The organism is Pusillimonas sp. SM2304 (assembly GCF_031628915.1).
GTDB lineage: Bacteria > Pseudomonadota > Gammaproteobacteria > Burkholderiales > Burkholderiaceae_B > Pusillimonas_C.
The window spans coordinates 905,908-918,695 of record NZ_JAVLUJ010000002.1 but is presented as its reverse complement, the minus strand read 5'-3'; the positions used below and the strand labels follow the sequence as shown (position 1 = coordinate 918,695).

Below are 12,788 nucleotides of genomic sequence, written 5' to 3'. Positions count from 1 at the left end.
GCACACGCCAGCGTCCACGGGCAAGCCGAGGACCTCTTCTATAACAAAATCATAGCCCCGGCGTCAGAAAAGCGCCAGTAATGACAACAGGATGGGAAGCAGCACCGCCGTGGCGATTCCGTTCAGGCCCATGCCCAGCGCGGCAAAAGCCCCCGCTGTTTCGTGCGTCTGGAAAGCGCGCGCCACGCCTATGGCATGCGCGCTGAGCCCCAGGGAAAAGCCCTGGATGGCCGGGTCTTTCACGCTGCTCATCCTGAACAGCATGCCCGCCAGCATGGCCCCCGAAATGCCCGTGATGGCGACCGCCACCGTCGTCAGCGACGGCAATCCGCCGCTCAATGCGGCCGCCTCCATCGCAATCGGCATCGTGGCTGACTTGGGCCCCAGGGAAACCTGGGTCTGAAAGCTTGCACCCAAGGCCCAGGCAATCCCGATGGCGGACAAGATCGCGGTGGCCGACCCCGCCAGCAAGGCAACCATCACGGGCCAGAACATGCGCTTCAAGCGATCCAGTTGCCCGTATAGCGGTATAGCCAGCGCCACCGTTGCCGGACCGATCAGGAACTGCAGAAACCAAGTGTGCTGGGCATAGACGAGGTATGACGTACCGGTGGCATACAGAAAGCACACCACCAGGATCACCGCGGTCAAAACGGGCAGCAACAAGGGGTTGCTGCCGGAGCGCTGGTAGACGATGACCGCCACCAGGTAAGCCAGCAGGGTAAAACCCAGCCAGAACAAGGGCGTATCGGCCAGATGGGCCCATAAAGAAAGGACGCTGCCGTTCATGGCCGGGGTTTCTCGGCGCGCCTGAGCATCCAGCGGAAGGTCAAGGCTGTCACGACAAGGGTCAGCGCCACCCCGGCGATGCACGCCAGCAGGAACGGAATCCATTCACGCTCCAACGGCCCGAAATACAGCATGATGCCCGCGACAGGCGGAATGAACAGCAGCATCAGGTGCTTGAGCATGTGATGGCAGGTATCGCGCAGGCCGGACGGCACCCGGCCATGCGCCATGAGCGCCGCCAGCATCAGCAGCATGCCGATCAGCGGACCGGGCAAAGGCAGGCCCGTCAGCCGCGCCAGAACCTCGCCCGCAAGCTGCATGATGAACAGAACAGTCACTGCAAAAAGGACCGGCATAGGCTTTTTTTTCTTGGCGGCGTTTGAAGTCAGGGGCCAACACTAGCATACCGGCGCGGCAAACTCCAGGCTCGGCGCGCCATCCCCCCGCCTTTGGCCTGCCGCTGGCCTACCGGACTGCAACAGTGCGCCGCCTTAAACCCCAGCCTTGCTGCATCGCGGCCGCGGCGAGCAGAATGGCCGCCGCCCCCAGCCACTGCAGCCATTGCAGGCGGTGCCCGAAGGCGATCCAGTCCACCAGGATGGCGACAATCGGATAGATGAAAGACAAGGCGCCGGTGATGGCCGTGGGCAGTTTCTGGATGGCGCCATACAGCAACACATACATCAGCCCGGTATGCACGACGCCCAGGATCAGCAAGGAAAGCCAAGCCTGCGGCGGCTGATGCGGCAGGGTCGACACGCCGGCAAAAGGCGCCAGCAGCAAAATACCGGTACAGACCTGTATCAACGCGATCAGGTGCGGGGGGGTGCCGGTCAGGCGCTTGACCACGATGGCGGCAAGGGCATACAAAAAAGCCGCGCCCAGCGCCAGGGCAATACCGGCCAGATAGCTGCCCACGCCATAGGCGGGCGCGGCGCCATGCTGCTGGGTGATGGCCAGCATGCCCGCAAAGGCCAGGCTGAGCCACACCATTTTATCCAGCGTAATGCGCTCGCCCAGGAACACGGCGCCCAAGGCCACCAGCATAAAAGGCTGTGTGTTGTAGACCGCCGTGGCAATGCCGATGGACGCGCGCGAATAGGCGGCAAACAACAGCACCCAGTTGCCCACGATGGCCACGCCGCTGAGGACGGCCCAGCCGAACTTCGGCCAGCTCAGCATGCCCCGGTTCAAAAACCCCATCAGTCCGCAAATGGCCAGCAAGGTGGCTGCGCCGACGGCGCAACGCCAAAATACGACATCCAGCACCGGCTGGCCGGAAACCAGGACGAACCAGCCTATCGTCCCCGAAATCAGCATGGCGCTTGCCATCTCGAAGGAACCGCGTTTTACTTGATGATCCATTCATTGCACTCCTATTGCACAGGATGAAAGTGTGAGCCTTTTGGGTGCAATCAGCCATAGAAAATATAATGTAAAAGCCCTGGTTTCCCTTTTTTATAATAAGGTGTCTTGCCTTTTCGCCTCAGATAAAAAAATGCCGGACGAAATAGACCACATTATCATCGCCGCCCTCATGGAAGACTCGCGCCGTTCGCTCAAGGCTTTGGCCCGCATCAGCGGCCTCTCGTCGCCCAGCGTGGCCGAACGGTTGCGGCGGCTCGAAGAGCGCGGCGTGCTGACGGCCTATACCCTTACCGTCGATCCGTCATCGTTCGGCTACACGCTGCAGGCCATCGTCAGGGTGCGCCCCCTGCCGGGACGGATGCATGCCATCGAGCGCCTGATCCAGGCCACGCCCGAATTCACGGAATGCGACAAGGTCACGGGGGAAGACTGTTTCATCGCGCGCCTGAGCGTACGAACCATGGCGCACCTGGATGCCATCCTTGACACGCTGGCGGATCAGGCGGAAACCAATACGTCCATTGTCAAGGCAACGCCGGTCAAGCGGCGGCTGCCGCCCCTGAAACCGACACACGCCTGAGCCGTCATGCGCCGCCATGGTCGCGCTGCATTTCGACATTGCAGCGCGAGTTGCCATAAAACACGACCTTACCCTGCCTGGATACGATCACAGCGGCTTCGGTGGAAGAATATACAGCGGCGTATTCGTAGCATACATAGCCCTGCGCATTGGCGGTCTTTTCTTTGGGGGCCTCCCCCATGGCGCTGACCAGCGGTTCGGCATCCTGCCCGATGACGGCCTCGTTCAGGACCGACTGGATGCGCTTCTGGCGTTCATCGGCCCCCACGGAAGAAAGATCGCCGCCCCCGCCAAGCTTGCCCAACGCCGCGTTATAGCCGGCTTCCGCCATGTGTCCCGTCAGCATGGGGGCGCACCCGGCCAATGCCGACAATCCCGTGGCGGCCATTGCCGCGGCCAATACCATTGCCATCCGTGTCATGATTTACCTCCGCTGCCGCAGCGCGGCGCTATACAAAGCATAAAACAAAACGCCAGGCAAGAACCAGCCCGCGCCCATGCCGTCCCGCCAGGGGTTCTGCGCCTGATTTCTGCTACAGTGCTAGGGCAAAATAATGCCCGGCGCCGCGACGGTGTCTTGAAATAGAACAATGAAACGGACATGAATGGCTTGAATCGCGGCTGGCTTGCCAGCGTCATCCTATTGATGGGCAGCCTATTGCTGACGGCCTGCGCCACCCCGTCGGCCGAGCCGGGCAGGCCTCTGCCCCGCACCGAAGACATGTCCTTCGACCAGCTTGGGCAAACCGACTTCAATCGCACCGTGACCATCGCCATGCGCGACAATCTGGCCAGCCTGACCCGCCTGCTGGAAAAGCTGTACCGCCGCAACCCGGCTGAATGGCGCAAAACCGGCGCGCCCGACATCGAAACGGCCATTCAACGCGGGCGCCAGGCCATCGAGTCAGGCGCCACGCCGCCCGAGCTGGCCTCGCTGCGCGACATCGAGATACTGGCCGTCGCGCTGGACCCGGCCTACCGGGGCGATCGCGTTGGCGCCTTCATTGTCGGGATGGCCAATATGATCATCAGCGCGCATGACAGCAAAACACGCTTTTATGTGTCCGATGTGCTGACGGCGCAGCATGTGCATAATGCGGCCCGCAATATCGAGGTCGCCGCCTGGCTGCTGGCGAGCCGCCGCAATCCGGCGGGCCAGCCGCTGTTGTGGGCCAATGAAATGAACGATGTCGCCACCAACCTGAGCTTCGAGCGCGAGTTCGGCCAGTTGATCGGCCGCCTGGATCTCGTGGCCAATCTGCTGGACGAGAATCTGCGGCGCGTCGGGATCAATTACATGCAGGGGCTGCTGTTCTTCAATTTTCTGCCTGTTCGCTAGCAAGCCGCAGCAAAGCCTTGGCGCTGGCTTCCGACGAGGCCGGGTTCTGGCCGGTAATCAGATGCCCATCGATGACCACATGGCTGCCCCAGTCGGGGCCTTTCTCGTAGATGCCGCCCAGTTTCCGGAATTCGTCTTCGATAGAAAAAGGCACGACATCGGTCAGCCCCACCGCCGCCTCTTCGCTGTTGCTGAAGCCCGTTACGCTGCGGCCTTCCACCAGCGAAGCGCCGTCTTCGCCCTGGGCGTGACGCAAGGCTGCCGGCCCGTGGCAAACCAGGCCGATGGGCTTGCCTGCCCGGTCGAAGGCTTCCAGCAAGGCAATGGAATCCCTGTTGTCGGCCAGGTCCCACAAGGGGCCATGCCCACCGCAGAAGAACACCGCGTCGAACTCGGACGCCTTGGCTTGCGCCAGCTTGATCGTGCCGGCCAGCGCCTGCTGGGCGACCGGATCACTGTTGAATCGCCGGGTTGCGTCAGTCTGTGCGTCGGGCGCATCGCTTCTGGGATCCCGCGGAGGCTGGCCGCCCTTAGGCGACGCCAGGGTAATCTGCGCGCCGGCATCCAGGAATGCGTAGTACGGCGCGGCAAATTCTTCCAGCCAGAAACCGGTTTTCTGCCCCGTCTCGCCAAGACGGTCATGCGATGTCAGAATCATCAGAATATTCATTGGCACTCCTTTAGTTCGTCTTAAACTATGGTTTCCGGAAGGAGACTCGCATGCGCAAGAAATGGATGCTCATCGCCTTGGGCTGCATCGTGGCCGTGCCGCTGCTGGCCGCCCCTTTTATCCTTGCGCCCGGCAAACAGCCGCCCAACGCCCCGCTTGCCGACCCGATCGAGTCCGCCGAGCAGGCGCGCATGATCGAGGCCATGAAGCCGCCGCACGGCAAGCGGCCGGTAGTGGCCATCGTCGCCCTGAACGCGTCGACCGAGGTGTCGGACTTCATGGTTGCCTACGGCGTCCTGCACCTGGCCGATGTGGCGGATGTCACCGTCGTCGCAGAGCGCGCCGAACCGGTGCAACTTTATCCCCCGGACCTGAGCATTGAGCCGGAAACGACGCTGGACGCCTTTGACGCGCAATACCCTGGCGGCGCCGACTACATCGTGATTCCGGCCATGGAACCCCACGACGACCCCGTCATCATCGATTGGATCACTGGCCAGCTTGGCAAGGGGGCAAGAATTGTTTCCATCTGCAACGGATCAAGAACGCTTGCCGCCGCCGGATTGCTGGACGGGCGGCGTGCAACCGGCCATTGGTACACAATAGGCGAATTGCTGAAAAAGCATCCCACCATGCAATGGGTGCGGGACAGGCGCTATGTCACCGACCAGGGCATCACAACGTCCACGGGGGTGTCGGCCAACGTGCCTGTCATGCTGGCGCTGGTGGAAGCGATCGGCGGGCGCCAGACAGCGGAACGGGTCGCAGGCGAGCTGGGCATAGCCGCGTGGGACGGACGCCATCGCTCAGCCGCATTTCAGCTCACCACTGAACACAAAAAGACATTTGTGCGCAACACGCTGGCGTTCTGGCGCCATGAAACGCTGGGGATTCCCCTGGTCCAGGGCGTGGATGAAATCGCCCTTGGCCTGACCGCCGATGCCTATTCGCGCACTGCCCTGGCGAAGGTCATCACCCTGGGAGTCAGCCGCGAGCCCCTACGCAGCCGGCATGGCCTTGTGATCCATCCCACCCAAGCCGCGCGGGCCGCGGCGGTGGACCATATGCTTGCCGCCCCGTCTTCCAGCGCGCCCGCCGCCGTGCTGGAACGCGAACTGCCGCACATCGCTTCCCGCTACGACCGGCCTACCGCCGCGATCGTGGCGTTGACGATGGAATACCCCTGGCTCGCATCGCCTTCAGGGCTTGCGAGCCCACCCTAGGCGCGCCGCCAGCAGCATGGCGGCGAACACGGCGCCGGCGCCGAAGCTCAGGTAGCCAAACCACGCCACCAGCCCGACCGCCCATGACGGCTGGCGCAAGGCTACAGCCAGCGCGCCGCAGAGCAGGAGCCAGCCCGCCACGCGCAGCGCCCGGGTGGCTTTTGCGCTCAGTTCGCGGGCAAACAGGTCTTCCTGGTGGCGCGCCATGGCCAGCGCCAGACACGCAAAGGCCGATACGGACAGCAGCAACATGCTCAGATGATTCATCAGCGGGATTCCGTGGATGCAGCCTGGAGGGCGCTCAGGCCGGCATGCGGCGCAGCCACCGGCGGCGCCGGTTTCGATTGACGCGGCGCGGGCCGTGTTTTCGGCTGGTGACGCCGTACGCGCACGGCCAACAAGGCGTGCAGCCCGCCGAATGCCAGCACCGTCAGTTCGAACCCCGTAAAGACCCAGTCCCCGGCAGCGATGCTGTGCAACAGATTGCGTTCGGTGGTCAGGCCATTGAGCAAGGGCAGCAACGCCAACAGCGCGGCGGCCAGCCACAGCAGTTCGATCCAGGCGCGTTTTGCGGGACGCAGCAGCGCATAGGCCAACGTGGCCCCCCAGACGATGAAGAGCAGGTCGACCTCCCACACCTTGCGGTCGGCCAGCGCCTCGGGCAGCAGCCGGTTCCCCCAGAAGAAGGCGGCCATTGCCACGGACAGGCCGGCAATGGTGGCGATGTTGAGCTTTTCAACCAGGCGGAATCCAACGTGCGGCCGCGCCGGGTCCGGCAGCCTGGCGCGCCGTTTCACCGTCCACATGACCAGCCCGGTGCCCACCATGGCGGTGCCCGCCAGGCTGACCAGAAAGTACAGCCAGCGCAAGGGATAGTCGGAAAACCGGCCCAGATGCAATGCATACATCACGCCGCGCGTCTCGGCCGCGGCGCCAACCCGGTCCTTGGTCTGCAGCAATTGGCCATTGGCGCCATCGAACACCATGTACTGCGGGCTGGTTGAAACACGCGCATCGTCGGCGCGCACCACAATCACGCGCGCCGCCGCATCGCCGGGGTTGTTCACATTGACGTTGCCAATGCCATCGCGGCCCCAGCGCGCCTGCGCCTGCTGAATCATGCCTGCCACCGGCGCGAGCTCGGCCGGCTGCCCGCTGGGTTTGTCGGGGCGAATGAACGCGCTGATCTCGGACTGCATGGCCTGGCGTTGCGCTGCTTCCTTGAACGCGGCATCGCTGCCCCAGGGCATATACATCAGCATCAAGGTCACCAATCCGGTGTAGGTGATCATCAGGTGAAACGGCAGGCCGAGCACCGACAACGCATTGTGCGCATCCAGCCACGAACGCTGCCCCTTGCCCCACCGGAAGGTGAAGAAATCGATAAAGATCTTCTTGTGCGTAATGACGCCGCTGACGATGGCCACCAACATGAACATGGCACACAGCCCGGCAAGCCAGCGCCCCCACAGGACGGGCAGGTAGTGCAACTGGAAATGAAAGCGATAGAAAAATTCGCCGCCGACGGAGTCGCGCACTTCGATGGGCTGCGCGGTGGCCGGATCGAAGGTCGCGCTTTCAAACCGTTTCTCGCCCCGCCAGAACGCGCCGGCGGTGTTGTCGCGCGCATCGGGCAGGCTGATGCCCCATTGCGGACTTGCCGGCGCCAGCGCCTGCATGGTGGCAACCAGCCGGGGCGCCAGTTCGGCGGCGTCGGCCAACTGCAGTTGCGCCGGCACGTCCGGCCGCATCCATTGCGAAATTTCGTCCCGGAAGTAGCTGACGGTGCCCGTCAGGAACATCGCATACAGTATCCAGCCCGCCAGCAGGCCGGTCCAGATATGCAGGTCCGACATCGTCTGGCGGATGCCGGGCGCTTTCGCGGGCTTCGCTTTCTGGGGTTTGCCGGCCGCCGCGCCCGTTGCGGCCTTGTCGGGGGAATGCGTCGCCATGGTGCTCATGACGCCCATACCGACCACGCGGCCAGGCCCAGCGGCAAGGCCGCGGCAAGCAGGCCGGCCCAGGCGCGCCATGCCGACCTGACGGCGAACACCCACACGACAGCGCCCGCATACACGGCAAAACTGGCCAGCATGCCGGTAAGAACCGCCTCACTGCGGGAAATGGGCAAGGCCACGGCGGCAACACTGGCCAGCGCGGCCAATGCATACCCGCCGAATAATGCAGCCGTGATACGAGACATCAAAGGCGCCACGGAACGCGCCCACCGGCCCAGGACAAGCATCTTACCTGCCCGCCTTGCCGTGGTGTCCGGTCCACGGCCCGGGCCCGCCGGGGCAAGGCTGCGCGCGGCCGGATGCCGGGGCGCAGCGTGCAAGAGACGTTTTGATGTGCATGAATGAATCCAGTCCGCGCCCGTGATCCGGGCTGCCAGCAGCAATAATGAGAAAGCTTCTCATTATATATAAATTATGCACGGCGCCGCCAGACTTCCTGCCTGGAAACAGAGTGTTGTAGAACTGCATCATTACAATTAATAGTCAGTCCGATAATGATACTCATTCCTATTAATAAATTACACTTCCCCACACTAAAAATTTTACTTTCGGGAGAAGTGTCAGATGTCGATGTTGTTCAACCACCCCAGCCGGCCTACGGTCCTGGCGGCCCTTCTTTTCGCCATGGGCGCGGGCACCCCCCTGCACGCCCAGGAGGCCGGCAACGCGACACAGCTCGCGCCCGTGACGGTCATGGGGTCCAGCGGCGAAGCCATTGGATACGTTGCGGAACAATCGTCGACGGCCACCAAGACCGATACACCGCTTATTGAAGTGCCCCAATCGATTTCGGTCATCACCGAAGACCAAATGCGCGAGCAAGGCGCACAGACACTGAACCAAGTGCTGCGGTATACCTCCGGCATCGCGCCTGAAACGCGCGGCGCCACAGCAACGCGCCTGGACCAGTTCACGGTTCGCGGGTTTTCCGCCACCACCCTGCTCGACGGCCTGCGTATATTCGGCTCGCGCGATGCCCTGCCCCAGGTCGACGCTTACCGCCTGGAGCGGGTCGACGTCCTCAAAGGGCCGTCCTCGGTCATGTTCGGCCAGGGCGGCCCTGGCGGCGTGGTCAACCAGATCAGCAAGCGGCCCACAGCGGATGCGCGCAAAGAGGTGGAGCTGCAGGTCGGCAATTTCGATTACCGGCGGGCCAACTTCGACTTTTCCGGCCCCATCGACGAGTCCGGGCAGTTTCTGTACCGCCTGACAGGCTCCGGCTATATGTCCGACGGCCAGCTCAACAAGACCGAGGAGCGCCGCTATTTTATTTCTCCTTCGTTTACCTGGCAGCCGTCCAGCGACACCCGCCTGACGCTGCTGGCCAACTTGCAGCGCGATCCGGACATGGGTTCTTATGGGTCTTTGCCCCGCGTGCGCACCCTGGTCGCCGCGCCAGACGGCTACAAGCTGGGGCCTGATTTCTACGATGGCGATGCCGGCTTCGAAACCAGCGACCGGCGCAACCATTCCATAGGCTACGACTTCGAGCACCGCTTCAACGATGCCGTGACGGTGCGTTCCAATGCGCGCTACCTGCATGCCGAGGGCATCTACCGTTCGGTCTACTCCAACGGCTATGTTCCTGACAGCAATTATCGGCTGCTCACGCGCCGGAAAGGCGGAACGGACGTATCGATGGACACGTATGCCATCGACAACCACATTCAGGCAAAATTCAATTCCGGCGTGCTTGAGCACACCCTGCTCGCGGGCGTCGATTTTGCCCACTTGGACTCCGACACCCTGTCCAGCAGCTACGATGAAACCTTGCCGCTGGACATATTCAATCCCGACTATCATCAGAACATCGGCCCTTTGAACTGGGTCAGCGACACCAACCAGCGCCAGTACCAGACCGGTGTGTATCTGCAGGACCAGATCAAGATCAATCGCCTGTCCATCCTCCTGGGCGGGCGCTACGATTGGTCCCGCACCGAGTCCGCCGGCACCAACCTGACCACATCGACCCCCACCGCGAGCACCACGCGCGCCGAAGCCTTTACGGGCCGCGCCGGCCTCATCTATAACTTCGACAATGGCGTGGCGCCCTATATCAGCTATGCCGAGTCGTTCGAGCCGCAATCGGGTACCGATGCCAACAACCGGCCCTTCGATCCCCTGGAGGGAGAGCAGTACGAACTGGGGGTGAAGTATCAGCCGCCGGGCACGAACGCGCTGTATTCCGTGGCCGCCTTCGACATCCGCCGCAAGAATATGCTGACCTCCATACCGGGTTGCTTTGGCGCAGGGTGCCAGGAGCAAACGGGGGAATTGCGTACGAAAGGCCTGGAGTTCGAGGCACGCGGCGAACTCTCGCGCGGGCTGAGCATCATCGCCAACTATTCTTACATTGCCAACGAGTACACCAAGGACAATGCAACGCCTACCCGCCCCAGCCTGGAAGGCACCACGCCTTACGGTATTCCCAAGCATCAGGCATCGGTATGGGCGCGCTATCAACTGCAGAGCGGCCCGCTTGCCGGGCTGGGCGTCGCTGCGGGAGCACGCTACCTGGGCACCAGCTCCGGCGGCACGCATGACGCCTTCAAAGTCCCTGCCGCCACACTGGTGGATGCGGCCCTGGACTACGACCTGGGACGCGCCAACCCAGCGCTGAAAGGCATGTCCGTGGCACTGAATGTCAACAATCTGTTCGACAAGGAATATGTCGCTTCGTGCTATTCCGAAGAATGGTGCTGGTATGGCTACCAGCGCAGCATTCGGGCCAGCTTCCGTTATCGCTGGTAAGCCTTCGGCGCCAATGCCTCGTTGTTGAAAAAAGCCATATCATAGAGCGGTGCCGCCGTCGCGGCTATCGCTCAATTCAACATTCAAAGAGGGGCATTTCATGAAATATTTCTTCCGTTTCTTCCTGGGCCTGGCCGTGGCATTGACGCTGGGCGCCACGGCGCAGGCCGGTCCGCGCCTGGACCGGATCATGGAGAGCAAGGTGATCCGCGTCGGCACGCCTGGCGACTACCGGCCCTTTGCCATCAAAACAGACCAAGGCAAGTACGAGGGCCACGATATCGATGTGGTGGAAGCCATGGCCAAGGCGCTGGGCGTGCAGGTCGAATATGTGCAAACCTCGTGGCCCAACCTGATGAAAGACCTGCAGGCCGATAAGTTCGACGTGGCGGTGGGCGGCATTACCCGCAATGTTGCGCGTATCAGCCAGGTGGCCATGCTGCCCGGCTACGCGCCCTTCGGCAAAGTGGCCCTGGTGCGCAAGGACCAAGCCGCCCAATACAAATCCATCGACGACCTGAACCAGCCGTCCGTCCATGTCATCAAGAATCCAGGCGGCACGAACGAGGTTTTCGTTCTGGAAAACCTGAAGCAGGCGCAGGTCAGCACGCACGAGAAAAACGCCGAGATCCCGGCGCTGATCGCCGAAGGAAAAGGCGATGTCATGATCACTGAAACCTACGAAGCCTTGCATTACAGCAAGGCGGACCCCCGCCTTGCCGCCCAATTCATCGACCATCCCCTGACGCCGAAAAACGAACTCGGATTCATGCTGCCGGTCGACGATGCCGACTATGTGCGGGTCATGCAGTTCGCCTGGGACCTGGTCGACGAGCGCGACGTGCTTGACGACGCGGAAGACCGCTGGCTGAAATAAGGCAAGCCGGGCAGCCGGCGCAGGTCAAGCCGCGTCGACGGCCTGCAATACCTGTGCAAATAAATCGTTGGCGTGCGCGGCTTCCAGCCAGCGCACAATGACCACCAGGCGGCGCTCGGGTTCGACCCAGGTGAACGAGCTGCCCGCGCCAATGCCGAAATAGCTGGATGCCGGCAAGCCGGGGAAGATCTTGCGTTCGTGGTTGAGCCAGATCAGGTAGCCGTAATAAGGCGCAATGCCGCAAGGCTGGCGCATTTCCCGCAGCCACTCGGCAGACAATATGCGCTTGCCCTGGGCCATGCCATCGTCCAGCAGCATCTGCCCGACCTTGGCCTGGTTGCGCGCGCTGACCGACATGCCGCCGCCCCAGTGCGTGCCGCCGGTCACGGACTGCACGCGCTGGCCATTAAGGTCTATCCAGGCATTGTCATAGCCCACCCATTGCCAGTCTTCGCTGGCCCCCACGGGCCGCATGATGGCTTCGCGAAACACCTCTGGCAAAGGCTGTTGAAACAGATGCAGCAAGGCCAGCGCCAACTGGTTGATGCGCACATCGTTGTATTCCCAGTAGGTGCCCGCCGCCTGCAAGGGCCGCGGATCGCCCTTGCGGCCGTCGGGCGGCGTGCCGAAGGTCACGGCGCGGTAGCGGTCGGCCTGATCGGGGATGTCCCAGAGCGTCCCTTCCCACTCGCTGGTCTGCTGCAGCATGTGTTTCCACGTGATCCGGGCATTGTTGCCCTCGTCAAAACCGATACCCTGCAAGCGCGCGCCAATGCGCTCATTGACATCGGGCAGCAGGCCGCGATCGTGCGCCACCCCTGCCAGCAGGGCCAGATACATTTTGGCTACGCTGAATGTCAGATCGGCACGGTCCGGCTCGCCCCAGGCCGCCAATTCCTTGCCATCGTGCAAGATGACGCCCGACGCAGGGCCGCGCGAATGAATGGGGCCATACAGCCGATTCCAAGGCGGAGGATCATTCAGGTGTACCCCGAACTTCCCGCTGGCATCACGATCCCAGCTTGATTCATGCGCCTGGGCAAAGGCAATTGCATCGTCGAGTTTTGTCATCCCAATTCCTGAGGTTGCCGAATATCCGCATGCGGGAATATCCGTATACGGTATACAAAATCGTTCTGAGTACCCATAATAGGCACACCACCCCCTGTTAAG

General features: G+C 62.4%; 14 protein-coding genes. 5 read left to right on the top strand and 9 right to left on the bottom strand.

Annotated features, from left to right (window positions below; all coding sequences use genetic code 11):
* Window positions 1-63: 63 nt before the first annotated feature.
* From RE432_RS13350 to RE432_RS13340, 3 genes are all read right to left on the bottom strand, one after another.
* The gene (locus tag RE432_RS13350; protein ID WP_310933893.1) at window positions 64-789 is read right to left on the bottom strand and encodes an LrgB family protein; all 726 of its coding nucleotides are present in this window, start codon (window positions 787-789) and stop codon (window positions 64-66) included.
* The gene (locus RE432_RS13345) at window positions 786-1,145 is read right to left on the bottom strand and encodes a CidA/LrgA family protein (RefSeq protein WP_310933892.1); all 360 of its coding nucleotides are present in this window, start codon (window positions 1,143-1,145) and stop codon (window positions 786-788) included. Before RE432_RS13345 ends, RE432_RS13350 begins: the two co-directional genes overlap by 4 nt.
* A gap of 109 nt (window positions 1,146-1,254) precedes the next feature.
* Window positions 1,255-2,154 (bottom strand): DMT family transporter, encoded by a 900-nt coding sequence (locus RE432_RS13340; RefSeq protein WP_310933890.1) that lies wholly within the window; start codon window positions 2,152-2,154, stop codon window positions 1,255-1,257.
* Window positions 2,155-2,287: 133 nt separating this feature from the next.
* On the opposite strand from RE432_RS13340, the gene RE432_RS13335 reads away from it, so the two are divergent.
* On the top strand, window positions 2,288-2,737 hold the full coding sequence (locus RE432_RS13335) for an Lrp/AsnC family transcriptional regulator (protein ID WP_310933888.1): 450 nt from the start codon (window positions 2,288-2,290) through the stop codon (window positions 2,735-2,737).
* Window positions 2,738-2,741: 4 nt separating this feature from the next.
* Here RE432_RS13335 and RE432_RS13330 read toward each other — a convergent pair whose 3' ends face one another.
* Complete coding sequence (locus RE432_RS13330; RefSeq protein WP_310933887.1) at window positions 2,742-3,158, bottom strand: hypothetical protein; 417 nt, start codon at window positions 3,156-3,158, stop codon at window positions 2,742-2,744.
* A 180-nt stretch (window positions 3,159-3,338) separates the two neighbouring features.
* Here RE432_RS13330 and RE432_RS13325 point away from each other — a divergent pair, with 180 nt between their 5' ends.
* The gene (locus RE432_RS13325; protein ID WP_409079856.1) at window positions 3,339-4,076 is read left to right on the top strand and encodes a hypothetical protein; all 738 of its coding nucleotides are present in this window, start codon (window positions 3,339-3,341) and stop codon (window positions 4,074-4,076) included.
* On the opposite strand, the gene RE432_RS13320 is transcribed toward RE432_RS13325, so the two are convergent.
* The gene (locus tag RE432_RS13320; RefSeq protein WP_310933885.1) at window positions 4,054-4,746 is read right to left on the bottom strand and encodes a type 1 glutamine amidotransferase domain-containing protein; all 693 of its coding nucleotides are present in this window, start codon (window positions 4,744-4,746) and stop codon (window positions 4,054-4,056) included. The two genes, RE432_RS13325 and RE432_RS13320, sit on opposite strands and share 23 nt — an antisense overlap.
* Before the next feature lie 50 nt (window positions 4,747-4,796).
* Between RE432_RS13320 and RE432_RS13315 the strand changes: the two genes are divergently transcribed.
* On the top strand, window positions 4,797-5,969 hold the full coding sequence (locus tag RE432_RS13315; RefSeq protein WP_310933884.1) for a DJ-1/PfpI family protein: 1,173 nt from the start codon (window positions 4,797-4,799) through the stop codon (window positions 5,967-5,969).
* On the opposite strand, the gene RE432_RS13310 is transcribed toward RE432_RS13315, so the two are convergent.
* The 3 genes from RE432_RS13310 to RE432_RS13300 are packed head-to-tail and all read right to left on the bottom strand — an operon-like array spanning window position 5,946 to window position 8,214.
* Window positions 5,946-6,236, bottom strand: a complete 291-nt coding sequence (locus RE432_RS13310) for a DUF3325 domain-containing protein (protein ID WP_310933883.1) — start codon at window positions 6,234-6,236, stop codon at window positions 5,946-5,948. The two genes, RE432_RS13315 and RE432_RS13310, sit on opposite strands and share 24 nt — an antisense overlap.
* Window positions 6,236-7,921 (bottom strand): PepSY-associated TM helix domain-containing protein, encoded by a 1,686-nt coding sequence (locus RE432_RS13305; protein WP_310933882.1) that lies wholly within the window; start codon window positions 7,919-7,921, stop codon window positions 6,236-6,238. Before RE432_RS13305 ends, RE432_RS13310 begins: the two co-directional genes overlap by 1 nt.
* Window positions 7,922-7,926: 5 nt before the next feature.
* Window positions 7,927-8,214 carry a DUF3649 domain-containing protein gene (locus tag RE432_RS13300; RefSeq protein WP_310933881.1) on the bottom strand — a complete coding sequence of 96 codons (288 nt, stop codon included), beginning with the start codon at window positions 8,212-8,214 and terminating at the stop codon, window positions 7,927-7,929.
* Window positions 8,215-8,611: 397 nt separating this feature from the next.
* Between RE432_RS13300 and RE432_RS13295 the strand changes: the two genes are divergently transcribed.
* Both RE432_RS13295 and RE432_RS13290 read left to right on the top strand, forming a co-directional pair.
* Window positions 8,612-10,738, top strand: coding sequence for a TonB-dependent siderophore receptor (locus RE432_RS13295; protein ID WP_409079876.1), 2,127 nt, complete (start codon window positions 8,612-8,614; stop codon window positions 10,736-10,738).
* A 100-nt stretch (window positions 10,739-10,838) separates the two neighbouring features.
* The gene (locus tag RE432_RS13290) at window positions 10,839-11,615 is read left to right on the top strand and encodes a transporter substrate-binding domain-containing protein (RefSeq protein WP_310933879.1); all 777 of its coding nucleotides are present in this window, start codon (window positions 10,839-10,841) and stop codon (window positions 11,613-11,615) included.
* Window positions 11,616-11,639: 24 nt separating this feature from the next.
* Here RE432_RS13290 and RE432_RS13285 read toward each other — a convergent pair whose 3' ends face one another.
* Window positions 11,640-12,686, bottom strand: coding sequence for a serine hydrolase (locus RE432_RS13285; protein ID WP_310933878.1), 1,047 nt, complete (start codon window positions 12,684-12,686; stop codon window positions 11,640-11,642).
* Window positions 12,687-12,788 lie beyond the last annotated feature (102 nt).